The 24,698-nt window shown below is 66.8% G+C and carries 22 protein-coding genes and 1 pseudogene; 8 read left to right on the plus strand and 15 right to left on the minus strand.

Annotated features, from left to right (window positions below; all coding sequences use genetic code 11):
- Nucleotides 1–48: 48 nt before the first annotated feature.
- The 7 genes and pseudogenes from dcm to AB0F51_RS07995 form a co-directional block, all read right to left on the minus strand.
- Nucleotides 49–630 (minus strand): annotated as a pseudogene (gene dcm / locus AB0F51_RS07965) (DNA (cytosine-5-)-methyltransferase); the annotation flags it as partial.
- Complete coding sequence (locus AB0F51_RS07970) at nt 522–872, minus strand: hypothetical protein (protein WP_360275772.1); 351 nt, start codon at nt 870–872, stop codon at nt 522–524. The gene AB0F51_RS07970 and the pseudogene dcm, both read right to left, overlap by 109 nt.
- A 195-nt stretch (nt 873–1,067) precedes the next feature.
- Nucleotides 1,068–3,272: a cell division protein FtsK gene (locus AB0F51_RS07975; RefSeq protein WP_360275775.1), complete on the minus strand. Its 2,205-nt coding sequence runs from the start codon at nt 3,270–3,272 to the stop codon at nt 1,068–1,070.
- 2 nt (nt 3,273–3,274) lie between these two features.
- Nucleotides 3,275–4,165, minus strand: coding sequence for an ABC transporter permease (locus AB0F51_RS07980; protein WP_360275777.1), 891 nt, complete (start codon nt 4,163–4,165; stop codon nt 3,275–3,277).
- Entirely contained in the window at nt 4,162–4,404 is a 243-nt protein-coding gene (locus AB0F51_RS07985; RefSeq protein WP_360275780.1) for a hypothetical protein, read from the minus strand. Before AB0F51_RS07985 ends, AB0F51_RS07980 begins: the two co-directional genes overlap by 4 nt.
- Nucleotides 4,401–5,021: a Pycsar system effector family protein gene (locus tag AB0F51_RS07990; protein ID WP_360275783.1), complete on the minus strand. Its 621-nt coding sequence runs from the start codon at nt 5,019–5,021 to the stop codon at nt 4,401–4,403. Before AB0F51_RS07990 ends, AB0F51_RS07985 begins: the two co-directional genes overlap by 4 nt.
- Nucleotides 5,018–5,266: a DUF6284 family protein gene (locus AB0F51_RS07995; protein WP_360275786.1), complete on the minus strand. Its 249-nt coding sequence runs from the start codon at nt 5,264–5,266 to the stop codon at nt 5,018–5,020. The genes AB0F51_RS07990 and AB0F51_RS07995 overlap by 4 nt, the downstream gene beginning before the upstream one ends.
- A gap of 189 nt (nt 5,267–5,455) precedes the next feature.
- Here AB0F51_RS07995 and AB0F51_RS08000 point away from each other — a divergent pair, with 189 nt between their 5' ends.
- The 3 genes from AB0F51_RS08000 to AB0F51_RS08010 all read left to right on the plus strand — a co-directional run bounded on the left by AB0F51_RS08000 (nt 5,456) and on the right by AB0F51_RS08010 (nt 8,245).
- Nucleotides 5,456–6,187 carry a GntR family transcriptional regulator gene (locus AB0F51_RS08000; protein ID WP_360275788.1) on the plus strand — a complete coding sequence of 244 codons (732 nt, stop codon included), beginning with the start codon at nt 5,456–5,458 and terminating at the stop codon, nt 6,185–6,187.
- Nucleotides 6,187–6,681, plus strand: a complete 495-nt coding sequence (locus AB0F51_RS08005; protein WP_360275790.1) for a GNAT family N-acetyltransferase — start codon at nt 6,187–6,189, stop codon at nt 6,679–6,681. The genes AB0F51_RS08000 and AB0F51_RS08005 overlap by 1 nt, the downstream gene beginning before the upstream one ends.
- A gap of 76 nt (nt 6,682–6,757) precedes the next feature.
- Entirely contained in the window at nt 6,758–8,245 is a 1,488-nt protein-coding gene (locus AB0F51_RS08010) for an ATP-binding protein (protein WP_360275792.1), read from the plus strand.
- A 608-nt stretch (nt 8,246–8,853) separates the two neighbouring features.
- Here the strand turns inward: AB0F51_RS08010 and AB0F51_RS08015 are convergent.
- On the minus strand, nt 8,854–9,516 hold the full coding sequence (locus AB0F51_RS08015; RefSeq protein WP_360275794.1) for an alpha/beta hydrolase-fold protein: 663 nt from the start codon (nt 9,514–9,516) through the stop codon (nt 8,854–8,856).
- 34 nt (nt 9,517–9,550) lie between these two features.
- On the minus strand, nt 9,551–10,429 hold the full coding sequence (locus AB0F51_RS08020) for a class I SAM-dependent methyltransferase (RefSeq protein WP_360275797.1): 879 nt from the start codon (nt 10,427–10,429) through the stop codon (nt 9,551–9,553).
- 205 nt (nt 10,430–10,634) lie between these two features.
- On the opposite strand from AB0F51_RS08020, the gene helR reads away from it, so the two are divergent.
- Both helR and AB0F51_RS08030 read left to right on the plus strand, forming a co-directional pair.
- On the plus strand, nt 10,635–12,815 hold the full coding sequence (gene helR, locus AB0F51_RS08025; RefSeq protein ID WP_360275799.1) for an RNA polymerase recycling motor ATPase HelR: 2,181 nt from the start codon (nt 10,635–10,637) through the stop codon (nt 12,813–12,815).
- On the plus strand, nt 12,812–14,326 hold the full coding sequence (locus tag AB0F51_RS08030; RefSeq protein ID WP_360275801.1) for an FAD-dependent monooxygenase: 1,515 nt from the start codon (nt 12,812–12,814) through the stop codon (nt 14,324–14,326). The genes helR and AB0F51_RS08030 overlap by 4 nt, the downstream gene beginning before the upstream one ends.
- 12 nt (nt 14,327–14,338) lie before the next feature.
- Here AB0F51_RS08030 and AB0F51_RS08035 read toward each other — a convergent pair whose 3' ends face one another.
- The 3 genes from AB0F51_RS08035 to AB0F51_RS08045 form a co-directional block, all read right to left on the minus strand.
- A complete protein-coding gene (locus tag AB0F51_RS08035) occupies nt 14,339–16,588 on the minus strand; it encodes a N,N-dimethylformamidase beta subunit family domain-containing protein (protein ID WP_360275804.1) in 2,250 nt (749 codons plus the stop codon).
- A 70-nt stretch (nt 16,589–16,658) separates the two neighbouring features.
- The gene (locus AB0F51_RS08040) at nt 16,659–17,417 is read right to left on the minus strand and encodes an MBL fold metallo-hydrolase (protein WP_360275807.1); all 759 of its coding nucleotides are present in this window, start codon (nt 17,415–17,417) and stop codon (nt 16,659–16,661) included.
- Nucleotides 17,418–17,516: 99 nt separating this feature from the next.
- Nucleotides 17,517–18,341 carry a nitroreductase/quinone reductase family protein gene (locus tag AB0F51_RS08045; RefSeq protein WP_360277251.1) on the minus strand — a complete coding sequence of 275 codons (825 nt, stop codon included), beginning with the start codon at nt 18,339–18,341 and terminating at the stop codon, nt 17,517–17,519.
- Between AB0F51_RS08045 and AB0F51_RS08050 the strand changes: the two genes are divergently transcribed.
- Nucleotides 18,240–18,479 (plus strand): hypothetical protein, encoded by a 240-nt coding sequence (locus AB0F51_RS08050; protein WP_360275809.1) that lies wholly within the window; start codon nt 18,240–18,242, stop codon nt 18,477–18,479. The genes AB0F51_RS08045 and AB0F51_RS08050 overlap by 102 nt on opposite strands.
- A gap of 207 nt (nt 18,480–18,686) precedes the next feature.
- The gene (locus tag AB0F51_RS08055; protein ID WP_360275812.1) at nt 18,687–19,619 is read left to right on the plus strand and encodes a hypothetical protein; all 933 of its coding nucleotides are present in this window, start codon (nt 18,687–18,689) and stop codon (nt 19,617–19,619) included.
- 54 nt (nt 19,620–19,673) lie between these two features.
- On the opposite strand, the gene AB0F51_RS08060 is transcribed toward AB0F51_RS08055, so the two are convergent.
- Both AB0F51_RS08060 and AB0F51_RS08065 read right to left on the minus strand, forming a co-directional pair.
- Nucleotides 19,674–22,520 carry an AAA family ATPase gene (locus tag AB0F51_RS08060; protein WP_360275815.1) on the minus strand — a complete coding sequence of 949 codons (2,847 nt, stop codon included), beginning with the start codon at nt 22,518–22,520 and terminating at the stop codon, nt 19,674–19,676.
- Between the two features lies 1 nt (nt 22,521).
- Nucleotides 22,522–23,178, minus strand: a complete 657-nt coding sequence (locus AB0F51_RS08065; protein WP_360275818.1) for an MBL fold metallo-hydrolase — start codon at nt 23,176–23,178, stop codon at nt 22,522–22,524.
- A 95-nt stretch (nt 23,179–23,273) separates the two neighbouring features.
- On the opposite strand from AB0F51_RS08065, the gene AB0F51_RS08070 reads away from it, so the two are divergent.
- Nucleotides 23,274–23,819, plus strand: coding sequence for a TetR/AcrR family transcriptional regulator (locus AB0F51_RS08070; protein WP_360275821.1), 546 nt, complete (start codon nt 23,274–23,276; stop codon nt 23,817–23,819).
- Here AB0F51_RS08070 and AB0F51_RS08075 read toward each other — a convergent pair.
- The gene (locus AB0F51_RS08075) at nt 23,812–24,543 is read right to left on the minus strand and encodes an endonuclease/exonuclease/phosphatase family protein (protein ID WP_360275823.1); all 732 of its coding nucleotides are present in this window, start codon (nt 24,541–24,543) and stop codon (nt 23,812–23,814) included. The genes AB0F51_RS08070 and AB0F51_RS08075 overlap by 8 nt on opposite strands.
- Nucleotides 24,544–24,698: the final 155 nt, after the last annotated feature.

The following is a 24,698-nucleotide window of genomic DNA, read 5'->3' on the forward strand; positions in this document are numbered from 1 at the left end:
GTCTCCAGAATGTCCGACAAGGACGAGTCGGCGGCGTCGGTGGGGTACTCCGAAACCGCGAGCGTCCAGGACCCGCCAGGCGCTGTCCATCCCGAGCTGGGCCAGGTCCCCGAGGACGGCACCGAAGTCGTGCCCGTCGTTGACCGAGAGAAGGCCAGGGACGTTCTCGCCGACGAACCAACGGGGATGAAGTTCCGCCAGCAATCGCGCGACGTGCACCCACAAGCCCGAGCGTGAGTCACCCAGCCCGCCACGACGGCCCCGAGATGAGTTCCCCTGGCAAGGCCACCCGGCCGCGACGACGGTTCGTTCGGGAACAACTCCAACTGCTCTGAGGTCATCAGCGGTCACCTTCGTCAGGTCTTCGAACAGGACAGTGCGGGGGAACCGGTCAGCCAGGACCCCGCGAGCGGCCGGGTCGATCTCCACGGCGGCGAGAGTGGGGATGCCGGCGCGGTGGAACCCGAGGTCGATGCCGCCGATCCCGGCGCACAGCGACACCAGGTGCAGTCCGTGGCCGCTCACTTGCGAGCGCCCTTGCTGGTGGAGTTGGTGCCGGCGGTGTGGGTGCGCCGGTAGTAGGAGATGACCTTCCTGCCGAACCGGACTCGCAGGCCGGAGCCCTCGCACTTCCCGCAGTGGCGGTAGGAGCTGCCGAACGGCGATTTGAACTTGCCGGCGCCTTTGCAGCGGCGGCACTTCCCGAACGGCCAGACAGCACAGGTGAGCAGGTAGAAGGCGATGCAGACGGTGACGATGAGCGCCACCGTGGCGACCTGTCCAGCGGTGTGGGCGGTGGTGGTGAGGGTAGCGGCCAGCTCGCTACTGTGGGTAGCGGTGAGTGGGTAGGGGGTAGCGGCTGCGGTGAGCATGGAATGCCTCCGAAGGGCTGTTTTTGGGCGTGAGGAGCCGTGGCCGCTACCCGCTACGCGGGAACGAACGGCCAGGTGGTGGAAGGGTTGCGGGGTAGCGGGACGGGTAGCGTTGCCGCTACCGGTAGCGGCCAGGCCGCTACTTCAACTCGTCCCGCACCCCTGCTGAGTTGGTTACTCTCTGTTGATCACGGGTTAGGTGTTGCGGCGGGCGATGGCGGCGCGGATGTCATCGGCCTTGGCACCCTTGCGGGTCGCGCCGTCGCGCTTGACGTTCACGCTGGACACGTTCAGCCCGCGCGCCTGAGCACTGATTGCGTCCGGTGTGGTGCCGTCGTACTGCTCAGGCATCTGGTCGGCCAACCGACCGGCGATCGTGTCCCAGTGCGCGGCGGTGTCGGCGCCCATCACGGTCAAGATGTCGGCCAGCACGTCGCGCGAGCCGCGCTGCATCTCTTCGCCGGCGGCCATGCCGGACAGCAGCCCGAGCCGTTCTCGCAGCACTCTCGCTGCGGTGAGGATCTTGTCTGCGTCGGTGGCGTCGGCCAGCTCGGTCCGCACGGTCGGTGTCGCGTCGGATGCGCCGTACAGGTAGCCGACGCCTCGGTACTCGTCACCGACCGGCAGGGTGGCTGCGTCGAATCCTTCTTGGTAGGCGTCGCCGCCCAAGATCGCCTCGGACACGACCCGGTTGCCGCACTTCAGCGCGAACCGCAGCGTGTGGTTATCCCTGTACCGGTTGAACAACCGCGCCACGTCGCCCGCGCCGACCCCGGACGGCTTCTGCGAACTCGACTCGATGATCACACCCGCGCTCGGGCCGACCGCCTGAATCCGGGACAGCTTGGCGGCAATCTCCTTGTTGACGTTCTGGTCCTCGGTCTCGAAGTAGACCTGAAACTCCTCCATCACCAACACCAGCACGTGAAGGTCCGGGTAGCGGGGGTCGTTGTGGAGTTCCTCGGTGAGCTTGCCTTCGGGGCACAGCTCCACCGGCAGCGTGGTCAGGATGCTGTTGACACGGTCGATGTGGGCGAGGATCTCGTCCAAGATCGCGCGGAACGTCTCGATCGGGTCGTCGGTGTTGGGGTTGGGGTGGGTACCGAAAACGATGCGGTGGGCAACCTTCTTGAACGCCAGCCAGTCCGGCGAGTTCTTCCCGTCGACCACGATCAGGCGCACGTTCGGGTCCAGCGCGGCGTACAGGGCCAGCAGGCGAGCGAAGTACGTCTTTCCCTTGCGGGGTTGGGCTCCGACCAGCAGGGAGTTCCACATCAGCGACAGCTTGACCGGCGAGTCCCGCTCGTCGCGGCCGATCACGAACGCCTTCCAGATCGAGCGGCGCTTGCAGTCCAGCAACGACGTACGGCCCACCGGCACCGCGAGCGGGTCACGGTCGGCCACGAACAACGTGTGCCGGCGGCTAGAGGTCTTGTCCGGGGTCAGGAACACCTGATTCACGTGCACGTCCAGACCTGAGGCGATCTTCTCCCGGCAGTTCGCCACGTCGGTCCAGCCCTTGCCGTACGGGAGATCCACCAGCACCTGAGAACCGGTGTTGCGGGCATCCCTGGACATCTGCGACCCGAACCGAACCTCCTGATCGGCCTTGTCCGGCTTGCCGAGTCCGGCCGCGTAGTAGGCCCGCAGCACGATGTCAGAGTTCAGCTTCCGGAACCGGGGCGCGACCACCGCAGTACCCACCAGCGTCTGACCGGCCGGGCGGCCGTAGTGCGCGGCAGCAGCCACCAGACCGGCACCGGCAGCCGCTACAGCGGCGGTCGGAGCCGCGTTCAGGGCGATCGGGGCACTGATGGCCAGGCCCAGGTTCTGAGCCGCGAGAACGAAGCCACGCCACAGGCGGGTTCGCTTCAGCTCGCGGTGGATCTTCTCCCACTCCTTCAGCTCGTTGCCGTCAGCGGCCTTCTGCTCAAGGGCAAACGAGTTCGGCACCCACCACCACCGCAACTGATTCCGCAGCACGCGGGCGAACCCGCGACCGGCGAACCAACCGAGCTTGCACCCGTACCAAGGCGACCGGACCGCATGGAACGCGGCGACGTGCCCCGACCGCATCAGTGCGCGGTGGACGGTGGCCCGCAGGTTCTCCGGGCGCAGGTGAACCGGGATGATCGGCAGCCGCTCCCCGACCGCTACCGCCACCGGCGCGGCGCGGGGTGTGTCCACCGGGATCAGGACCTTGCCCGCTCCGGGGTCGGTGTCGGTCTCGTCATCCAGGGCGACTTCATAGGCGGTGTCCATCCGCTCGACCTCACCGGCCGATAGCGGCACCGCCATGCCGGCCGAGTCACTGTCCGGCTGGGTGGTGTCGTCGCGGCGGGCGCGGTGTGCGTCCAGGTCGATCGGCTCGGGCACGGCGTCGTTCAGAGGCTCTGTCATGGCTACTTCTCCCCGTTCTTGAACAGGCGGGTGCGGAGCCGGCGGAACCGGCTCGGTGGGCGGACCGCTTGGGGGCCGGCGTGGACTAAGTGCGCCAGCGCGGCACCCATGCCCAGGACGGCGACGGGCAGGCAGGCCACAACAGTGGTGATCTGCCATGGCGCCTGAGTGACTCCGGATGCCTCCAGCAGGTGATAGGCCACCTGACCGAGCGCACCGAGGACCAGCGATGCCAGGGCGGACCACTTGGCGAACCGGCGAGCCGATGCCGGGACCTGCCCGGACAGCCAGACCCGCAGGGCGAACGCGGCGTAGGTCTCGACGCCGATGGGGAGGGTGATGGCGGAGTTGATGGTGAAGTCGTCCGCGATACCGGGCAGCGGGTGGACGACCCCGAAACCGGTCAGGGTTCCGAGTCCGACCCAGCCGGACCAGACCGCGACGAACGCGGGCAGCGCCAGCAGCAGCACCGGCCACGACCGCACCGGCCGTACCGTCTGGGTGGGCTCGCTCGGAGCCTCCGGGAGGGAAGCCGCGGGGACCGCCTCGGATGGGGTGGATTCGGCAACCATCACCGGGTCTACAGGTGCTGTGACCTGCGGAGATGCCTCCCCCGCCACCGCGCGGGGCATCTCATCGTCGGTCGGCTCGGCCACGGTCTCGGGTGCCGTCTCGGCCGGGTCCGGCACGGTGTGAAGGTGCGTCCCGGTGGCCGCAGCGTCTTCCTCGATCAGCGCCAGCCGTACCGCCCTGGCCTTGTCCTTGCCGATCCGGAAGTGCTTCATCAGTCGGTTCTGCGACGGGATGCCACCGGTCTTGGCGGCGAGCTTGCGGGCGGCTGGGATCAGTTCCTCTACCGGGACCGGGTAGGTGGTGCGAAGCGGGATGCTCATGCGTGAATCTCCTTGCCCTGCAGGACGCGTTGCGCGTCGGCGAGGAAGCCAGTCAGTGCCCACAGGTCGCCGTAGGCGACGGCAGCGTCAGCCGAACCAGCCAGGGGAACGTCAGCGGTCACGACGGTGACCAAGTTGGCGAGCCGGGCTTCCAGCTCGGCCGGGATCGCGGCGGGAGCCTCCAGGCCGAGACGCTCGGTCCAGACCTCTCCCAGACCGGTCAGGCGGTGGCGGTTCATCGCGCGGCACCGGTCAGCAGCAGGGTCCAGCCGACCAGGTTGGTGCCGGCGATGGTCGCGATCAGGGAGAGCTGCAACAGGCGATGCTTGATCCAGCTCAATCGGCTCAAGACCACCGCCTGAGCACACACCTCGCGAACGGCGTTCTCGCTGCCGAGCCGGTCAGCCAGCCCGTCCGGGGAGTGGTGGCGGACGGTGCCGAAGTACAGCACGTTGCCGCTGCTGTGCTTGGTGTGGCGGGCCCGCAGGATCGGCAGCACCACCGCGACAGCGAACAGCACCGCAGCAACCATCAGGAAGATGCCGATCGACACCAGTGCGCGGCTTACGGTGTTGAGCTGGTCTAGGTGGGCGAGTGTCAGGACACCGGCCAGGAGGGCGGTGTTCAAGGTGGCGACGAAACCGGCCTTGGTGTCGGCCTTCCCGATCGATCCGGCCGCCGCGTCGTGGATCCGCCACGCCATAGCCAGCTCGCCACCGTCGACCGGCTGTACCTGAGCCAGCGTCGCGAGGACCTGCGCACGACGGAGCCGGTACAGCTCACTGTCCACAGACAACGCGTCTTCGGCAGCCTTCAGTTCTTGCAGCGCTTCGGAGATGGGATCGATGCCAGTCATGCCACGTCCTCCGACTCATGCTCGCGGCCGGCCAACTCTCGCCCTGTCTCCAGCACCCGGCGTTGCGCTCGGCGGACTCGGCGCCGATCAAGCGCCGAGGCGGCGGGACCCGCGTTGATGTAGGAGATCTCGGCGTCCAAGAGGTCCAATTCGGCCGCGATCAGTGGCCACTCACGCTCAATCGCGACCAAGTCAGCCGGGCTCGGGTCCTCGCTGCTGACTGCCGGAAGGGAGATGATGCTCACGGGTTGTGCTCCTGTTCGTAATGGGACGGGCGCGACCCAGACGCCTCGGCGGGTGCCACCGCCGGGGCGTCGCTATTTGGTGCCTATGGGTCTTGGTCTGCCTGTGTGGCTTGTTGGAACAAGTTGCTTAAGTGACATGTTGGAACAAGCCGCATAAGCTTGTCAAGCACCAACCGAGAGGAACCTGGGATGCCGGAGACGTTGCAAGAGCGAGTGGCGCGCCTGATTCGCGACTCACTCGGTGAGCCGGGCTCGGCTCTGCCCAGCGAGGCCGAGCTGGTCGAGCGCTACGGCGCGAGCCGCAACACGATCCGCGCCGCGCTGGCCGCTCTGGAAGCCGAAGGACTGATCACCAGCAGCCAAGGCCGGACCCGCCGCGTACGGCAGATCCACCGGTGGGAATGGAAGATGGCCGAGTGGGAGAAGGCCCACAACAACGACGGCGATGCCTGGGCCAACACCATCAAAGCTCAAGGCGGCATCCCCAAGAACGACCTTCAGATCCTCTCGATCCAGGCGCCGGCCGATGTGGCCGAGGCGCTCAAGATCCCTGTAGGTACGCCAATTCAGGCCCGCAATCGCCTCCGCTGGGTCAACGATGAACCCCACCAGCTCAGCGATTCGTACTTTCCGCCGTTCGTCACCGATGGGAACGACCTGTTCTGGAATCCCAGTGACCTGGGCGTTCCAGGCGGCCTGCTCGCTGCGACCGGCCACAAGCAAGTCCGCTGGCACGACACCCTCACCGCGCGCATGCCCGGCGCCGAAGAGGCCCAGCGTCTGATGATGGCGCCCGGTACGCCGCTACTTATCCACACCCGCGTCGGCTACGACGCCGAAAAACGCCCAGTCCGCTACATGGTCACCCGTATGGCCGCCGACCGGGTCGAAGTCTCCTACGACCTGAACACGGACGACTGATGCTGATCACCCTCGACGAGTCCCACCGCCAGCTCGTCCACCAGGTCCGCGACGAGGCCGGAGAGTGGCTTGCCACCAAAGGCACCGACCAATACCGGGGCGGCCTCGACATGGCCCAGGTCCACGCCAACATCGACCACGACTTCGACAAATACCCCTTCGTCGGCTGGGAGGTCGCCGGCCGGATAGTTGCCATGATGGCGCTCATCGATCCAGAACCCGACTTCTGGACGGCCGAAGAGCTCGCACAGCCGCAGACATACATCAGCCGGTTTTTCGTCGTAGAACACGGCAGGAACTACGGCTCCACCCTGCTAGAAGCGGTCGTGGACCAAGCACGGAAGGAAGGGAAACAGTGGGTTCGACTCAACTGCTGGAGCACAAACACCAAGCTTCACAAGTACTACATCGACCGTGGATTCTCGCATGTCCGAACCTGCAACATCCCCGGCCGGATGAGCGGCGCGCTTTTTCAGAGGAGCCTTACAGCATGAGCCCCTTGCTATACCGCACGACCCACTGCGGGATCCGAGGCGACGCCTCGACACGTCTTCCGGCATGATCAGGCCTATGACACCGAATTTCGGAGGCCTAGATCTCTCCTCACTGGCCGATCGCCTGATCGCCCTGAGCAAGGAGACGACTTGGGTCGAATTCAAGGTGGACAACGCGGACCCGAAGGAGATCGGCGAGTACATTTCCGCCCTTTCGAACTCAGCGGCCCTAGAAGGCCGCCCGCGCGGCTACATGATGTGGGGGGTGACCGACGATGAACACGACGTCGTTGGAACCCAATTTGATCCGGATTCGCGGAAGATCGGGAACGAAGATCTGATCCCATGGCTGGTGCGCGGCTGCGATCCGCAGATCCATTTTAGCTTCCACAGCTTCAACCATCGTGGTCAGCCCGTAGTGCTTCTAGAGGTCGCGGCAGCGACCACCCGTCCAGTGATGTTTTCCGGGAAGGCGCACGTCCGGATTGGGTCCTACAAGAAGACACTCAAAGAACACCCCGATCATGAAAGACGTCTCTGGCGCCTACTTGATGCTGAGGAGATTGAGAACATCCCTGTCCTCGACAATTTGTCGGATGAAGATGTCGTTCAACTTATTGACTACCCCGCCTACTTCAAACTGATGGGTCGACCTCTACCCGCAAATCGCTCGCATATTGTCGAGATCTTAGAGCAAGATGGCATCATCTCGCACGACATTGCGACCAGTTGGTCGATCTCGAACCGTGGAGCCTTGCTGTTTGCGAACGATCTTAGCGACTTTCCCTCTTTGTCGCGCAAGGCGCCCAGGGTGATCCAGTACGCAAAGAATTCGAGAATCGAAACCATCCGAGAACAAATGGGCGTGCATGGTTACGCCACAGGATTCCAAGGATTGGTTCGCTATATATCTGACCTACTCCCAGAGAACGAGCAGATCTCAGAGGCGCTGCGCACCTCTCACCCGCTTTATCCTGACCTTGCGCTACGAGAGCTGATCGCCAACGCTCTCGTCCACCAGGATCTCGCAATCCATGGATCTGGGCCAATGATCGAGATGTTTGACGATCGTCTTGAGATCACGAATCCCGGCGTACCGCTGGTACAGCCAGAACGGTTCGTGGACAGCCCTCCGCAGTCCAGGAACGAGCGGTTAGCTCGCGCGATGCGACAGATGGGCATTTGCGAAGAGCGCGGCAGTGGTTGGGATAAGGTTCTCTTTGAGATCGAGTACAACCAATTGCCACCACCTCTAGTAGAGGTGACGGAAATGCATACCAAGGTGATCCTCTTTGCCCCACGACCGCTGCCCAGCATGGAGCATGACGACCGGGTGAGGGCTGTGTATCAGCACGCATGCTTGAGCTATGTGAATCGTCAAGCGGTGAACAATGCGTCAATCCGCCGGCGTTTTGCGATCGCGGAGCACAACAAGGCGCTGGCCTCCCGACTCCTGAGGGAGGCGGTGGCTGCGGGGTACATCGTGGTGTACGACTCGTCGGCAGGACCTCGCAGCATCCGCTATGTGCCGTTCTGGGCGGACCCAGACCGAACCGAGGTATGACGGCAGCACGCGCCACCAGGTTGCCCCGGCGAGTCAACGACCTGAGGTTGTGATGTGGATCACAACCTAGACGCTCTGGCCGGCCCGTTTGTTGATGGAGAACGTGTAAACGCTCCAACACGGAAGCCGCTCAGGGGGCCAAGGTGCCTCTGACCTGCGGTTTTGTACCTACAGACGGGCGTTAGCTTTGTTGATGAGAACCGTGTGACACAGATCACATTGCGACTGAGGCTGTCGGCCCCGAGCCTCAGGATCCGGGATGCTCCCCGGCATCGTGCTCATCTCTCCAAGCTACCTGGTTCCGTCTCAGTTTCCGTCTCGTTCGCTACCGTCCGGGGACGTTCAGGGCGAGACGACCCGAAGCCGAGCCAAGCGGGACCGAACAGCCGGGGACCGCGCTGAACAGGCCACCGAGGACTTGGAAAGCGTGTTGGGGGCAACCCCTCACGAGTTCGAATCTCGTATCCTCCGCCACTCTGCTGAGTGGCCACCCGATCGGTGTTTCCGCTGGTCAGCGCACTATGTGGTCACTTCCAGGGGACGAACACAAGGCGGGCCGGTCGCATCGCGACCGGCCCGCCATTTTCGTCAGGGTCGAAGGGCCGGCTTCAGTGTCCGAACGCCCAGGCCACCATCAGGGGGAACTCGGCCTGCCAGAACGGGTCGCCGTGGTTTCCGGTCCGCTCGGTCATCATGACGTCCGCGTCGGCATCTCGCAGTGCGTCCGCCCAGCGGGTTGCGTTTTCGGCGAACCACGGCTCCAGGGTTCCGGCGACAAGGTAGGTACGCGGGAGGGGGCTCGGCATCACGGCAGGCGGGTGGTAGCCGCCGCCGGGCGAGGCGCAGAAGATCGCGCCGTAGATGCCCGGATGCCGAAGCCCCATCGCGAGCGCGAGCTCTCCACTCGCCGAGACGCCGCACACCGCGGTACGTTCGGCCGGTAGCGCGACGTTGAAGCGCGTCCGCACCCAGCTGCGGACGTGGTCGACGAAGAAAGTCTCGTGGGCCGCGAACCGTTCCTCGTCGAACGACGGTGAGTACTCCCGGATCCGCGCCATCTCGTCCTTGGCGTCCGTGTGGTGCGCGCCGACGACCATGGTCGGCGGGACGTCGGCGGTCTCGAGGTCCGCACCCCACTGCGAGATCAGCTGACCGTCACCGGCGAACACGACTGCCTCCGGCTGATCTGGAGGCACGTACACAGTGACCTGCCGGCCGCCGTCGTACTCGAACGTCTCGGTGACAAACTCTCCGGCTATCTGGTCATCCATCAGTCGTCACACCTCGATGCTTCGTCCCTCAGTTCTACTTTCGGGCGGCGATTACTCGCATGGAGCCGCTGGTTACGCGGATTCTCCGGTCGCGGAAGGGGCGGGTTCGTTCGAAGGGTGGGATGAGGCGGGAGGCGGGGTGGAGGAGTTCTCGGATTCGGGTCATGACGAACGGGAGCGCGTAGTACTGGTAGGCGCTGTCGATTGTGGTGACCTCGAAGTCGGTGCGGCGGAGGAGTTCGGTGATCGTGCCCGGGTCGTAGTAGCTGACGTGTTCGGGGATCTTGAAGGAGACCCAGCGCGAGCCTGAGACGCGGGACAGCAGGCTCTTGATGTTGGGGGTCACCATCACGACGAGGCCGCCGGGGTTGAGCAGTTCGCGTGCGGTGTGGAGGAAGGCGGCCGGGTCGGTGACGTGCTCGATCAGGTGCGAGGCGAAGATGACGTCGTACTTCTCGCCCTGGATCTGGGGGATCTCTTCGACGAAACCGCAGAACACCCGGCCGGGGTAGCGCTCCTCGGCGAACTTGACCGCCGCCGGCGACAGGTCCACGCCGTACGCGTCGTAGCCGGCGTCGAGGGCGGCTTTCAGGAAGTACCCGTAGCCGCAGCCGACCTCGAGGATCCGGCCGGTCGAGACGAACTCACCGATCCGCCGGACGTCCTCACGGAAGGTGGCCAGGTATTCCTCTTCCTGGCTCTCGTACTGCGAGTAGCCGGAACCCTCGCCGCCGAAGTACGACTCTTCCTCGTACAGCGCACGCAGCGTCTCCGGCGTGGGCGTCGGCACCAGTTGCACCAGGCCACAGCCCGGGCACTCCTCGATGCCGTAACCGTCCTTCGCGCCGCGCGGCCGGAAGGGCCCACCGGCACCGCACAAGATGCAGACAACCTCGGCCGACGTATCGGTCATTGCTCAACCCGCCTCTGGTCACACTGGAACCCCGAGAAATCAGGACCGTACCGCACCGCCGGGCCGGGGCATAAAAAAAGCGGAGAGGAGCTAAGCACTCCTTTCCACTCCTAACTTATAGCGCATGGGTGGGCTTGCCGCAAGGCCCGGTTGGTAGCGGAGAATCGGCGGCCGTGGCCGTTACTGCTCGATCGGAGCTGCTGAAGTGAATCCTTTGACCACCAGTGCGTTCGACCTGTCCGGCGCCCTCGCCGGCAAGGCAGATCCGGCGTTGATCGCCGGGGACGAGAAGCATTTCGCCAGGATCGCCGAGACCCTGGAGAGCTCCATCGCCGACCTGTCCGAGCGGCTCGACGCGGCGCGCAAGGCGCCCGGCGGGAGCGGGCAGGAGGCGCTCGACCGCGACCTCGAGATCCACCGGCTGACTGGCCGACTGAAAACCCTGCGCCGCTTCGGGCTGGACCTGACGCTGGGGCACATGGTCAGCACGGACGACAACGAGCCCGTGTACGTCGGACGTCTCGGCCTGACCGACAGCGACGGGCGCCGGCTCCTGATCGACTGGCGTTCGCCTGCGGCCGAGCCGTTCTTCGGTGCGACGCACGCCAATCCGATGGGCCTGGCGAGCCGTCGCCGGTACCGCTGGACCCGGGGCCGGATCAGCGACTACTGGGACGAGGTCTTCACCGCCGAGGGTTTCGAGGGCCATGCCGCGCTCGACGACCAGTCGGCGTTCATCGCCAGTCTCGGCAGCAACCGTTCGCCGCGGATGCGCGATGTGCTCGGCACCATCCAGGCTGACCAGGACTCGATCATTCGCGCCGGCTCCCGTGGCGCGCTCGTCGTCGACGGCGGCCCTGGTACCGGCAAGACCGTAGTTGCGCTGCACCGCACCGCCTACCTCCTGTACTCCGATCCGCGCCTCGGCCACCGTCGAGGCGGCGTACTGTTCGTCGGTCCGCACCAGCCCTACTTGGCCTACGTCTCCGACGTCCTGCCCAGCCTGGGCGAGGAAGGCGTGCAGACCTGCACCCTGCGAGACCTCCTCCCTGAGGGCGCCAAGGCACAGCCGGAGTCCGACCCGGAAGTGGCGCGGCTGAAGTCATCCGCGGACCTGGTCAAGGCCATCGAGCCCGCCGTGAAGCTCTACGAAGAACCGCCCACCAAAGGAATGACCGTCGAGACCCACTGGTCCGACGTCTGGCTCAGCCCGGCCGACTGGTCCGAGGCGTTCGGATCGGCAGACCCCAGTACTCCGCACAACGAGGCGCGCGACCAGGTCTGGGACGAGTTGCTCACGATCCTGCTCGACAAGCACGAGGAGGCGTACGACGACGAGGACCTCTCGATCGACCTCGTCCGCAGGTCCCTCGAGCAGAACGAGGACCTGATCGATGCCTTCGGCAAGGCTTGGCCGCTGATCGAGCCGACGGATCTGGTCGGCGATCTGTGGTCGGTCCCTGCCTACCTGCGGATGTGCGCGCCCGGACTCAGCCCGGACGAGGTCAAGAAGCTGCAGCGCAAGGAGGCTCCGCAGGCCTGGACGGTCTCCGACCTGCCGCTGCTGGACGCGGCACGGCAGCGACTCGGCGACCCGGAGGCCTCCCGGCGGAAGCGCCGGCAGAAGGCGGCGGCCGCGGTGGAACGCGAACGCATGGCCGATGTCATCGACCACATTCTCGAGGCCGATGACGACAACGAGGGCTGGGTACCGATGCTGCGCGGCCAGGACATCAGGGACAGCCTGGTCGACGTGACAGCGCTCCCCACCCCCGACCCCGACGTACTGGCCGGGCCGTTCGCGCACATCGTCGTGGACGAGGCGCAGGAGCTGACCGACGCGGAGTGGCAGATGCTGCTGCTCCGCTGCCCGTCGAGGAGTTTCACCATCGTCGGCGACCGCGCCCAGGCCAGGCACGGCTTCACCGAGTCGTGGCAGGAGCGGCTCGAGCGGGTCGGCCTGGACCGGATCGAGCTGGCCTCCCTGAGCATCAACTACCGCACGCCGGAAGAGGTCATGGCGGAGGCCGAGCCGGTCATTCGGGCCGCACTCCCGGACGCCAACGTGCCGACCTCGATCCGCAGCAACGGGGTCCCCGTGCGCCACGGTTCCACCGCGGAGCTGGACACGATCGTCGACACCTGGCTCACCGAGCACGCCGAGGGAATCGCCTGCGTCATCAGCGCGGACGGTACGACGAAAGCCCGCACCTCAGGAACCCGTGTGCGGCCGCTCACCCCTGAACTGTCGAAGGGACTCGAGTTCGACCTCGTCGTCCTGATCGATCCCGAGTCGTACGGCGACGGCATCGAAGGAGCCGTCGACCGGTACGTCGCCATGACCCGCGCCACTCAGCAACTCGTCATCCTGGAGAGCAATCAGTGACCGATTTCGACGTCATCATCGTGGGCGCCGGCCCTTCCGGCCTGATGCTGGCCGGCGAGCTGCGGCTGGCCGGAGTACAGGCGTTGGTCCTCGAACGCCACGCACAGCCGCGGGAGGTCGAGAAGGCCAGTGGTCTCGGCGGGCAGATCCTGGACCTGATGCAGTACCGCGGCCTGCTGGAGCAACTCAAGGCGATCAGCCCCGACGCTCATCCGCCGGCCCGTTTCCCGTTCGGTGGCCTCCATCTGGACCTCACCCAGCTGACGGATCCGCCGATGACCGCGATCCAGCTTCCCCAGCCGCGCCTCGAGGAGCTGCTCGACGAGCGAGCTCGCGACCTGGGCGCCGAGATCCGCCGCGGACACCCGGTCGTCAACGTGACCCAGGACGACGAGACAGTGACCGCGGCCGTCGAAGGACCGGACGGCCCGTACCAGGTGACGGCCCGCTATCTGGTGGGATGCGACGGCCCACGCAGCCCGATTCGTACGCTGGCCGGCATCCCGTTCTCCGGTACGACGTACCCGGAGGTCAACCGGATCGCGCAGGTCACCAAACCCGACTCGGTGACCCAGCTCGCCAACGGCGACATCGAGGTCGCCGGTGCCGGCCGGATCCCCTGGGGTTACACCCGGACGGAGCGAGGCGTCTTCGCCGTCGGTTCGATTGCCCCGGGCACCCTTTTCATCTCGACCACGGAACACGAGGTGGTCGAGGACGACGAGGTCCCGATGACGCTGTCCGAACTCCAGGACAGCATCCGCCGGGTACTGGGCATGGACCTGCCCTTGGGCGAACCGCTGCGACTGTCCCGCTTCACCTTCCAGGCAAGGCAGGCCGACCGGTACCGCGAAGGGCGAATCATGCTGGCCGGCGACGCGGCTCACCTGTTCCCCGCGACGGGCGTCGCACTGAACGCCGGACTGCTCGACACGGTCAACCTCGCCTGGAAGCTGGGCGCGGCCGTCCACGGCTGGGCGTCACCCGGCCTGCTCGACACCTACCACGAGGAACGTCATCTCGCCGGTGCACGGACCTTGCTGCACACCGAAGCTCAGGTAGCCCTGCGACGCGGCCAGGACCGAGCATCCGACGCACTTCGCGCGGTCTTCGCAGAGCTGATCGCCGACGAACAGCCGGCCCGCCGCCTGGGCGCCCTCCTCGGCGGCACCGACATCCGCTACCCGGCACAGGAAACCGACCATCCGTTGACCGGTACTTTCGCGCCCGATCTCACCCTGCACACCGCCCAAGGAACGACCACCGTCGCCGAACTCCTGCACACCGCACGGCCCATCCTGCTCGACCTCACCGACAACCCGGCTCTGCGCGAGGCAGCCCGTGACTGGCAGCACCGCGTCGACATCCACACCGCGAAGACCGACACCAAGCCGGCCGACGCGCTGCTGATCCGCCCGGACGCCCACATCGCCTGGGCCGCCACTATCGACGAACCCCTCGACCTCGACGCCTTCCGCCAAGCCCTCTCCACCTGGTTCGGCCGCCCCTGAGGGCGGCCGAGCTCACGGCTCGTCGCTGAGTTCGATCCTCTGCTTCGGGACGGCTGCCTGCATCAGCGCTGTCACGTCGTCCCGCGGCACGTCGATGACGCCTCGGCTGACCCACTCGGTGATGTTCGCCATCATGCTGCCGACTGCCCGTTGTGACTCCGGAGAAGGCGCGGGCACTGTCCAGTTCGACGGGCAGCGGGCAACGAGGAAGCAGCCGAAGGCGAAAGTCGAGCCGTTGAGCACGCGGGCACCTGACGATGCTGTGAAGGTCGTCAGGTGCATCGGCACCATCCGGCCGTTCGTGCGGCAGGCACCGGCGCTGCTGGCGGCTGTCACCTGACCTGGATGCTGGTAGAGCCCCGGATCCACGGCGTCGATCTCGCCCGCAACGAAGCCCGGCAGCTGCGTTCCTCCCGCGATTCCGTCGAAGACCCAGCTGTCGCCGGTGGTCAACGTATTGCCGAGGACAGCGCACTCGTACTCGGCACCGAGCAACGGCTGCGACGCGTAGGCATCGCCGAGGTATCGCCAGGTGGTCGAGGTGAACCCGTCCGTGTACCGGTCGATGTCCCAGGACCGCCGGCTGTCGCTGGTGAAGGTGATTCGCCGGTACGCCGCGTTGGCGCCCAGGTTCGCCACGTTGACTCCGCGGGTGATCGCCTGGCTCAGCGCAGCCCGCATGGTCAGCGAGTAGTACTCGTCGTGGCCCGGAAGGAAGATCGTCCCGGCACGATCGGGCAGTTGCCCGCCGAACTCGTCCAGGTCCTCGTTGGTCCAATACGTCACGTCGAGCCCCTTGGACTCGGCCCAGAACACCAACCCCTGCTCCAGCGTGAGGAACTGGCCCGACCCCTGCCCTTCGTTGTACGGGCGGTCGGCGGTGAGGCGGCCGGAGCCGGTGGTCAGCCCGGTGTAGAAGCTCACGCCGCCGTACTTGTTGTAGGCCTGCCAGGTCGTGGTCGCCTGCTGGATCAGCAGCTTGTGTTTCGTCCCACTGTCATCGCGCACGGTCAGCGGCGCGTACGACGCGGCGCCGCCCCCGGTGATCTTGATGAGATAGGTGCCCGGCACCCAGGTCGCGTTCACCGGGATGGTCGTGGTGGTGGTCCAGTGCGCGGCCGACGTCATCCGCAAGTCGTTGCCGTTCGCCGTACCACCCGTGGTCGGCTCCGCCTGAACAGCGGCCGGTACGCCGTCCTGGCGCCAGATCTCGCGCGCCCCAAGGCCTTGGTAGTAGCCCATCCGGTACGCGACGATGCTCACCGGCTCGGCCGACGAGACCTTCAGCCCGACGGTGTCTCCGCAGGTGGCGGAGGTTTGGGTGAGGTACGCCGCCACCGCACCGTTCATCGAGGACGGAATGACCCAGTCGTTGGTCCCCGGCCGCGCGTTCTCCACCGTGGTGGTCGGCCAGGTCGACGGGCAACCGGCGCGGATGGCCGGCATCGCCTCGACCGCCACCGGGGGCATCTCCGCCGGAGGGGCGATCAGGGCGAGAGTCGCAGTACCGGACATGAGAGAGGTGGCGGAGGCCGAGGCCGACATCGCCAGGGTCAGAACGCCGCCGTACTTCGACAGCACCAACCCGTAGATCGGGATGGACAAGCGAAAGCCGGCGTTGATGCTGAGCGGAGAGCGGGGCGTCCAGGTGGCGTACCCGCCAGAAGTGGTCAGGGTGCCGTTGACACTCGTCACCGCGCCCGACGCTCCGGCCGGCATCTGCATCCGTACGGCGGTCAGGACGCCGCCACGCGCGACCGTACCGGCGTACGTCAGCGTGGTTTTCTGGCCCGGGATGGGATTGGTCGCCGTGATCCTGATGTTCGGCGGATAAGTTGCCAGGGGCACCAAGGTGCCGTAGCCCGTGGACATGACGGCACCCGTCGTCGCAGTTGCCTTGAAACCAAGGGTCCACGGTCCGCCACTCGGCAGGTGCAACCCGTACAGCGGAATGGAGAACCGGGCGCCGACCGCCATCGAGATCGTCTTGCTCGGTGTCCACCGCAACACCGTGGCCGAAACGTTGCTCACGACACCGTTCACGGACGTGATCCGCCCGGTCGAACCCGCCGGTATCGCCATCGTGACGCTCCGGACCACGCCCGCGCTGGTCACCGTCGCCCGGTAGGTCAAGGTCGTCGTCCCACTCGCGCCTGCGGACGCGGTGACGGTGACATTGGCGCTCACCGCGGCAGTGGCGGTCAGCGTCGCCGTACCTGTCAGTGACAGGACAGCAGCGAAAAGCAATATTTTTCGGACCATTGGTTCCCCCCTGGATCCAGTCCCCCTCCTGCGAGACTACGGAGAACAGGGCAATGCGCAACCCGTCAGCTCAGTCCGTAACCCACTCGACACCGGCAGTCACACGACCGACCGTGAGATCAGGGAAGTGCGCACCGACTCCAGGCGTGGTTTTCAGTTGGTGCCAAAGGGATTGGCGGGTCTGCTGAGCGGTAGTGGGATCTACGTCGCCGTAGGAATGCCACGTGGGTTCGGCCAACTGGATCGGGCAGGTGATCGCATCGCCCAGCAGCAACAACCGCTCATTGCCTGAGGCAAGCGATACGCAGAGATGGCCGGGAGTGTGACCGGGCGTCAGTACCGCGTCGATGCCCGGGGCAACCGTCGTGTCGTGGGTCAGCGGATGCTGGCGATCGACGTTGCTCAGGAACCCGTCCCGGATGTGCGGGCGAATGTCACCGGGCCCATTGACGAAGTAGTCCCAGTCGGCCGCGCCGTACCAGATCTTCGCGTTCGGGAAGACCGGCTCAGCGGCGAGATCGAACAGCCAGCCGACGTGATCGGTGTGGAAATGCGTGATGACGACGTCGGTGATGTCCCCCGCGCCGACCCCCAACGCCCCGAGCCCGACGAACAACTGCCCGCCCACCAGCCGCATCCCCCGCGGCAACTCGTCCTGATCAGGACCCAGCCCGGCATCGACCAGCACAATCCGTTCCCCGGTCCGCACCAGAAAACACCCGATCGGCAGCCAGGCAAACCCGCCCCGCCCAAAGACCTCCGGCCGCGCATCCTCCGGCACCTCAGCCCCGAAGTACGACGGATGCACCACAAAAGCTCCGTCACTCACCGCATCTACGGAAATCTCACCGACCTGCATGTGCGCCACCCTCCGGCTGATCGTCAGGAATCTATGACAACAGCCCTGACGATCAGCCGGTGCTGGGGGTCAGCCGTTGAGGAGGGGGATCAGCTGGGCTTCCTCGTAGTCGAGGTGCTGGAGGAGAGCCTCAGTGAGCTGGTCGAGGTCGGCCAGGAGGGTGGTGGGGGCCGGGCTGCTGAGGAGGGTTTGCAGGTCGTCCAGGAGGGTGGCGATGGTGTCGTGTTCCGCCTGGAGGCGTTCGATGGCGGGGGCTGACTCGGGATGTTGGGCCAGCAGGGCGGGGAACAGGCCGGCGGATTCTTTGGAGTGGTGGGTGTGCAGGCCGTGGCACAGGGTCAGGCAGTTGATCCGGAGCTGGGCGCCGAGCGGTGCGCTGCCGCCGGTTCCTGTCCCGTTGGTTGCAGCATTGACTACTTCGTGGCGGATCAGGGCGAGTTCGTGGCGGAAGGCGTCGTGGATCTTCAGGAGGGCGTCGGCGAAGGAGCCGCCGGGTGGGCCGCCGAAGTCGCCGGACGGGGTGAGGGCGACGACCGGGATGATCCGGGTGGTGTTGGCCTGGTACTTCGCCCAGCCCGGTTCCAGCTCAGCCAGGCGGGCGAAGATCTCGTCGCGCTCGGCGCCGCGTAGTACGGCGGCTTCGGCTGTGTAGGTGAAGGGGCCGGTCTCGACGGTGACCTGGGGATTGGCGAGCAGGTTGTGGTACCAGTCGGGATGCCTCGGCCCACCGCCGGCCGAGCCGACCACGAGGATGCGTTCCGTCGTGTCGGGGTAGTACCCAAGGATCGTCGTGTGGGGCTTGCCGGAGCGGGCTCCGGTGGTGGTGAGGAGGAGCAGTCGCGCACCTTCGAACTGGCCGCCGACGCGACCGGAGTTGGCGCGGAACTCCTCGATGAGCTGCTGGGTGAAAGTGTTCAGGGTTCTCTCTGCTTTCTGGCTGACAAGGAAACTCAGGACCGGAAGAACAGACAGAAGGCGGGGCTCGCGCGGCCCCAGCGGCGCTCAGCGCGCAGCCGGGTGCCCAACTCGTGAATGGCTAGCAGCAGCCGACCCGGCAGTCACCCGCGAAGCCTATCCACCACCCCGGGTCAGGCTCAAAGCGTTATCCGGGACAGCCACCCCCAGGCCACCCCCACCGACCCCCAGGTGGGGAGGTTGAGGGATTGACCCTCATGCCCTCAGGGGCGTGCGCGGACAGAGTTGGGGTTACCGAAAACGACCACTCTGGGGGTTACCGAAATGAAGCGCTACCGCCTCTCCGCACTTGCCGGCCTGACCGGGCTGACGCTCGCCGGCGCGATCTTCCCGGCCACTGCTGCTCACGCCGACACACTGCCGCTCGCGCCGTTGTGTGCGGAGCAGCGGGACACCACGGGCACGCAGTACGCCGTGAACCTGTGTGACGTGACCGATGTCGACCAGTTCCGCACCCACCTGGACGCCAAGGGCAACACCCACTGTGGGCCGACTTCGCTCTACAACGCCATGTACTACCTCGGGGAGCACAAGGGCCTCCCGATGCGGGTGGTGCCCAACGGGCAGCTGATGACGGAGTACGACCCCGCAGTACCGGCCGACTACGACCCGGTGACCGCATGGCTCGGATGGCTCGGCTACAAGGCCGGCATGAGCGCCAGTGACCCCAGTGGCTCGAGTGCCAGCGGGAACCGTGTGGCCTTCGACGCCGCCACTGCCGGTGCCAAGGCGTCAGGCTGGACGGTCAACCGTGGTGGCACGGGCACGGACAGTACGCCGGAGTTCGGGCTGGAGATCGCCAAGCGGCTGCGGCAGGCGCCCGTGCAGCTCTGGTACGGCCGGTACGTACTGAACGCCGACAAGACCCATACCCGTACCGGCGGGCACGCGGTCACCGTAGTTGCCGCCAAGGGCGACGTGGGCTCCGGCAAGGTCGAGCTGACGCTGCACGACCCCGCCCGCTCCGACGACCACAAGAGCCCGGGCTACCTGGACACGCAGTCGGAGACCCGCGGCGAGAAAGTCACGCTCTACCGCGTGGCGATCAACGTGAAGTCGACGCCGGAAGACCCGAACGAGCAGCCGACCATCAAGCAGCACACCTACTGGCGGCTGATGGGCGAGAACTACATCGGCGACACCTTCCCGTACGTCGAGGCGATGAACTGGTTCGAGGCGGCACCCCCGGTCGGCTGAAGCTGACGCACACCAACCTGGTTCGAGCGGCCCTGGAGGGAGGGGCCGCTCGAACTAGGTCAGCGCTCGGGCCAATTCGCGGCGACCTGTGATGCCCAGCTTTACGTAGATGCGGCCGAGGTGGTTCTCGACCGTCTTCGGGGACACGAACAGCTCGTGCGCGATGTCCCGGTTCGTACGGCCGCTCACTGCCAGGCCCGCCACTCGCCGTTCGCTGGCCGTCAGTGAGTCCTGGCCGGACGAGGTCAGGGCCCGCGGCCTGTCTCCCAGCGCCTGCAGGGCTTCCGCAGCCCGCTGCCTCACCGCTGTAGACCCACAGCTCGTCGCAAGCTCTCCACCCCGGGCCAGCGTCTCCCGAGCATCAGTACGCCGGCCAACCACGCGGTAGGCCTCCCCTAGATCCACTAGCGCCTTGGCCAGCTCCAACCGCGCCGGAGACTTCTCCAGTACTGCGACCGCATCCTCCAACGTAGTAACTCGCCGAGCGCCCTGGCCCACGTCGACCTTCGCAGTGAGCCGCAGTGCAGCTCCCACGTCGGACGCCGCTCCCCAGCGCCTCGCCAGGTCCAACTGGTCGCCGGCAAGCTCACGAGCCGATGCCACCGACTCCTCCGAGCCGTGCCGCAGCAGAGCCCAGGCGGCCGGAGTACGCCAAGGCACTGCTGGTGGGTCGAGGTGTGCGGCAGCCATCTCGTCACGCAGGCGATAGGCGTGCTCCAAGGCTGCGGCCGGGTCGTCCTCCTCCAGCGCGATCCGCGCGCGAACCTCGTGCAACCACATCGCCGGGATCACCCGCGGCGCGTCCGCGGTCTGCTGGTCGAAATCGGCGAGCAACGCCTTGGCCGCCGCCAGCTCGCCCTGTTCGAGGGCGGCGTACGCACCGAAGTTCACCGCCGTCGCCCGCAACGCGAGCACCTGGGGAGACAACTCTTCCGGCGCCATCGCCGCGAGTACTCCGTCGGCGTCGGCCTCCAGCGCGGGCACATCACCGCAGCGCCAGGCGAGGAAGTCGGCGACATTGGCCACCATCGCGAACTCGATCGGCGAACCGTTGCGCCGCACCCAGTCCTGCGCACCGGCGATCTCCCGACGGGCCGGCTCGACCCCATCGGCCGCGATCAGCGACATCATCGCGAGCAGCCAACCGACCAACGTGTCCGTCTGGCCAACCGACTCAGTGAACAGCGCACCTTGCCGCAACGCGCGCTCGGCGGTTCGCCGTACGTCGGCCGACGGGCTCACCTCGTACCGCCCGCACTGCGCAAGCAACGCCAGCAACGTGCGCTCTTCCGGCGTATCTCCGGGCAGATCGGCGAATCTGCGCAAGTGCTCGGAGGCCTTCTTGCGCTCGTCCGGCAGGAAGGACCGGATGATCCCGAGCCGCGCCTCCAACGTGAGCCGCTCCGGCCCGTCCGGCCACCCGTCGAGCGTCGACGTCAGCTCCGCCACCGCGGCCAGCGGCCCGTCCACTGCGGCCGTCGCAGTCGCCGCCGCTCCCAACAACGCAGCACGATCCCGTACTCCGGTCGCGGCCGCCGCGGCACGCAGATGCTCCCTCGCGGCCGCGGCATCGCCGGCCCGGAGCAACGTCAGGCCGAGCTGCGCCCGAACCCCTTGATTTGCTGGGTCCGCGTCGAACGCGCGGGTGAGGTAGCCGACCGCCGTCTGCGGATCACCGGCGGCGAGCGAAGCGGTGGCGGCGGCCTGGAAGATTTCAGTTGCATTGGGCAACGTTCCGGCCGGTGCGTTGACCAGATGAGCCGCGATCCGGTCGGCCGGCGCACGATCGGTGAACAGCACCTCGGCCGCGCGGGCGTGCAGTGCGGCCTTCTCGAGCGGGCCGAGGGTCGATCGCATCGACTCGCGGATGACGGGATGGACGAAGCTGAGCTGGTCGGCGTTCGCGGCAACGACATTGGCGGCGACGAGGGCGTCGATCGCGCTGGCCAGCGTGCTGTCCGGCAACCGGGCGACCGAACCGGCCAGCCAGACATCGGCTCTGGCACCGAGGATGGCCAGCGCACCGGCGAGCTTCAACGCGTCCGGATCCAGGCGGCCGAGCATCGTCCGGGAGACCGTGCTCGACCCGAGGCCGGCGACGGCCGCGGCGGTCGCGGGGTCGTTGACGGGACGATCGAGGGCGCGCAGTTCGTCGAGCAAAGACTCGGCCAGGAAGGGGTTTCCGCCACTGGCGGCAAGGACGGCATCGACCACCGGTGCCGCCGGAACCACCTCCTGATGCTCCGAACGACCGTGACCCCCGACCCGGTCGCTGGTCAGGGCGGCGATGCCGTCACGGCTGAGGGGACGAGGCAACAGTCTCTCGACGTGTCGCGAAACAGTCAGCTCGGCCAGCGGACCCAGCCGGTCGGGCGGCGGCCGGGTGGCGACGATCAAGGCGATCGGCAGATCCGCGACGCGCTTGGACAGGTAGGACAGGAAGCGCAACGAGGGCAGGTCGGACCACTGGGCATCGTCGACCGTGATCAGCAACGGTCGTGGTGAGGCGAGATCGACCGCGACCCACCACAGCGCGTGCATAGTCCGGGCGACCTCGGCGTCCCCGGCGTCAGGGGTCGCCTTGTCCAGCGCTTCGAGGGCACGCCCGGTCGGACCGGCGATGATCGCCTCGCGGGTCGCACCGGAGTACCGGGAGATCGAGCGCTCGACCATCTGCCGGACGACGCCCCAGGCCATCGCGCTCTCGAGTTCGTCGCCGGTCGCCTGCATCCGGACGAACCCACGCTCCTTGGCCATCGCGCGGGCCTCGTCGACCAGCCGGGTCTTGCCGATTCCGGCCTCGCCCTCGATCACGAGGACCTTGCCCTCGCCCTCTTTCGAGGCGTCCAGCGCCGCCGCGATCCGGCTCAGTTCCGCCGGCCGCTCGAGAGTGCCGCTCATCTCAGGGCCGCGACTTCGGAGCGGGCAACGCCGCCACAGCCCGGGCGAGCTTGTCCGGGTCGCGCAGCGGCGGACCATGACCGAACAAAGTCAGCGCGGGACGCAGCTCGGCGAGCCGGCGCATCGACTCGTAGTTGCGCTGGACGTCGACGGTCAGGAACTTCCACGGCTGCGACACGCGCGGCAGGCGGAAGAAGACGTCACCGCACAGAAGGGTCCGGTCAGCCTCCCGCCACAAGGCGATGTGCCCAGGCGAGTGGCCCGGTACGTCGAGGACGGTGAAACTGCCGACCGTGTCGCCCTCGACGAGCCGGCGGGACACGGGATGCGGGGGCGGCATCTTGGTGCGCGACATCAGCGCCGGGATCCGGCCCGGACCGACGACCGGGGTCGCGGTCTCGATTGCCTCGGCGTCCAGGGCCCCGGTCCACAACGGCAGCCCGAGGGCCTCACACACCGCGTGGCTGGAACCGAAATGGTCGGGATGCGCGTGCGTCACGACGTGGGCGCCGACCTGCCGATCGCGAAGCTGCCGCAGGATCCGCCGCGCGGCGGCCGGAGTACCGGCGTCGACCAGGACGTCGTCGACCAGGTACGCATTCATGAAATGCGGTGGCCGGCCTAGTAGCTGTTCGACCCCGTCAGTTAGCCGCCGCACGTGCCGCATCATATACGCGCAGTGTGCCACTGGTCGCCGCGCGAAATCGATCGTTCAAACCCAGGATGCGGCCCAGGTACTGGACAATGTCCGGCGTGGACGGAACCTCATTGCGGGACAGGCTGGTGACGGCCGGCGTCGAACTCCTCGAGGAGGAGGGGATGGCGGAGCTCTCGTTGCGCGCGATCACCCGGCGTACCGGGGTCTCACACGGCGCACCCCGGCGCTACTTCCCGACCCACAACGCCTTGCTAGCCGCCATCGCCGCAACCGGCCTGGCCGACCTCGCCACCCGCCTCCGTACTCCGACCGAGGGCGCGACCGCCGAGGAGCAGCTGGTCGAACTCGGAACGCGCTATCTGCAGTTCGCCCAAGAGCGCCCGGCGATGTTCCAGCTGATCTTCCGGCACGACCTCCTGGTCGGCGCGGGCGGCAACCTCCGCGAAACCTCACTCCCCCTGATCGCCTCGATCACCACCCTGATCGAACAAACCGGCGCCACCGACCCGCCAACCCGAACCATCGCCCTCTGGACCAACCTCCACGGCCTGGCCACCCTCACCATCACCAACGCCCTAGACCTGGTAGCCCCCGACCCCGCAGCCCTGATCCCCACCCTCGTCCACACCCACCTCACTTGAGGTCGGCGAGGACGCCGTAGTGGTCGCTGAGCCAGGTGGTGTTGTGCGGGGTGTCGCCGAGCAGGGTGGCTGCGGTGATGGGGGCGAGGGTGAGGATGTAGTCGATGCGGCGGCGGATGTCGGTGGCGCCCAGGAGGCGGGAGATTTCCCGGGCGGCTACCGGGTTGTCGACCGTCCAGGTGTGGCCGGGGCCGTCGCCTTTGGCTGACCAGGCGTCGTCGTAGTACCGGCTGAGGTAGCTCATGGTCGGGGATTCGGGGGTTGCGTTGAAGTCGCCGGCGACGATCGGCGGCAAGGTGGTGTGGTGACGGGTGTCGAGCTCGACGATCTCGTGCGCTTGCTGCAATCGCGCCTCTTCGTGTTCGGGTCGCCACGGGGTAGTCGGCACAATGAAGAGTTGATCACCGGCATCCGGTACTTCGACCGCTGCGGCGACCGTCCACCAATGCGGGTCACCGCGATGTTCGACGACCTCCAGGATGCGATGCGGCCAGCGAGTCGCCAGTGCTGTTCCGTGGCCGAAACCGGAAGGGCCGATGAGCTCGTCCTGCTCGGTTGTCCAGATCAGCCCGGTACCGGCGGTCAGTTCCGCGAGCTGGCCGGGATGGCAGACCTCCTGAAACGTCGCCAGGTCAGGCGCGGCCCGCCGGACCTCCGCGTTGATCAGGCCGGTACGCCGAGGATCGCCGGCGTCGTGCTGGACATTCATCGTGAGAACTCGCATCACCAGCCTGGTGCCCGCGACCGCGAACGGCTAATCCGGCGCTCGTCATTACGGAGAGTTATGTCGCCGATTCGATTGGTAGTGGAATTACGGCGAAAGACCCCGCCGGGAAGAAGAAATGCGGGGAATCGGTGAAATTGTGGAGAAACGTGTAA

It is taken from the genome of Kribbella sp. NPDC023855 (genome assembly GCF_040639475.1).
Taxonomy (GTDB): domain Bacteria; phylum Actinomycetota; class Actinomycetes; order Propionibacteriales; family Kribbellaceae; genus Kribbella.

What these genes read in the sequence shown, in the direction of transcription:
- AB0F51_RS07970 (WP_360275772.1), bottom strand. Translation starts at nt 872, where the DNA reads ATGCTCACCGCAGCCGCTACCCCCTACCCACTCACCGCTACCCACAGT.
- AB0F51_RS07975 (WP_360275775.1), bottom strand. Translation starts at nt 3,272, where the DNA reads ATGACAGAGCCTCTGAACGACGCCGTGCCCGAGCCGATCGACCTGGAC.
- AB0F51_RS07980 (WP_360275777.1), bottom strand. Translation starts at nt 4,165, where the DNA reads ATGAGCATCCCGCTTCGCACCACCTACCCGGTCCCGGTAGAGGAACTG.
- AB0F51_RS07985 (WP_360275780.1), bottom strand. Translation starts at nt 4,404, where the DNA reads ATGAACCGCCACCGCCTGACCGGTCTGGGAGAGGTCTGGACCGAGCGT.
- AB0F51_RS07990 (WP_360275783.1), bottom strand. Translation starts at nt 5,021, where the DNA reads ATGACTGGCATCGATCCCATCTCCGAAGCGCTGCAAGAACTGAAGGCT.
- AB0F51_RS08000 (WP_360275788.1), top strand. Translation starts at nt 5,456, where the DNA reads ATGCCGGAGACGTTGCAAGAGCGAGTGGCGCGCCTGATTCGCGACTCA.
- AB0F51_RS08005 (WP_360275790.1), top strand. Translation starts at nt 6,187, where the DNA reads ATGCTGATCACCCTCGACGAGTCCCACCGCCAGCTCGTCCACCAGGTC.
- AB0F51_RS08010 (WP_360275792.1), top strand. Translation starts at nt 6,758, where the DNA reads ATGACACCGAATTTCGGAGGCCTAGATCTCTCCTCACTGGCCGATCGC.
- AB0F51_RS08015 (WP_360275794.1), bottom strand. Translation starts at nt 9,516, where the DNA reads ATGGATGACCAGATAGCCGGAGAGTTTGTCACCGAGACGTTCGAGTAC.
- AB0F51_RS08020 (WP_360275797.1), bottom strand. Translation starts at nt 10,429, where the DNA reads ATGACCGATACGTCGGCCGAGGTTGTCTGCATCTTGTGCGGTGCCGGT.
- AB0F51_RS08035 (WP_360275804.1), bottom strand. Translation starts at nt 16,588, where the DNA reads ATGGTCCGAAAAATATTGCTTTTCGCTGCTGTCCTGTCACTGACAGGT.
- AB0F51_RS08055 (WP_360275812.1), top strand. Translation starts at nt 18,687, where the DNA reads ATGAAGCGCTACCGCCTCTCCGCACTTGCCGGCCTGACCGGGCTGACG.
- AB0F51_RS08060 (WP_360275815.1), bottom strand. Translation starts at nt 22,520, where the DNA reads ATGAGCGGCACTCTCGAGCGGCCGGCGGAACTGAGCCGGATCGCGGCG.
- AB0F51_RS08075 (WP_360275823.1), bottom strand. Translation starts at nt 24,543, where the DNA reads ATGCGAGTTCTCACGATGAATGTCCAGCACGACGCCGGCGATCCTCGG.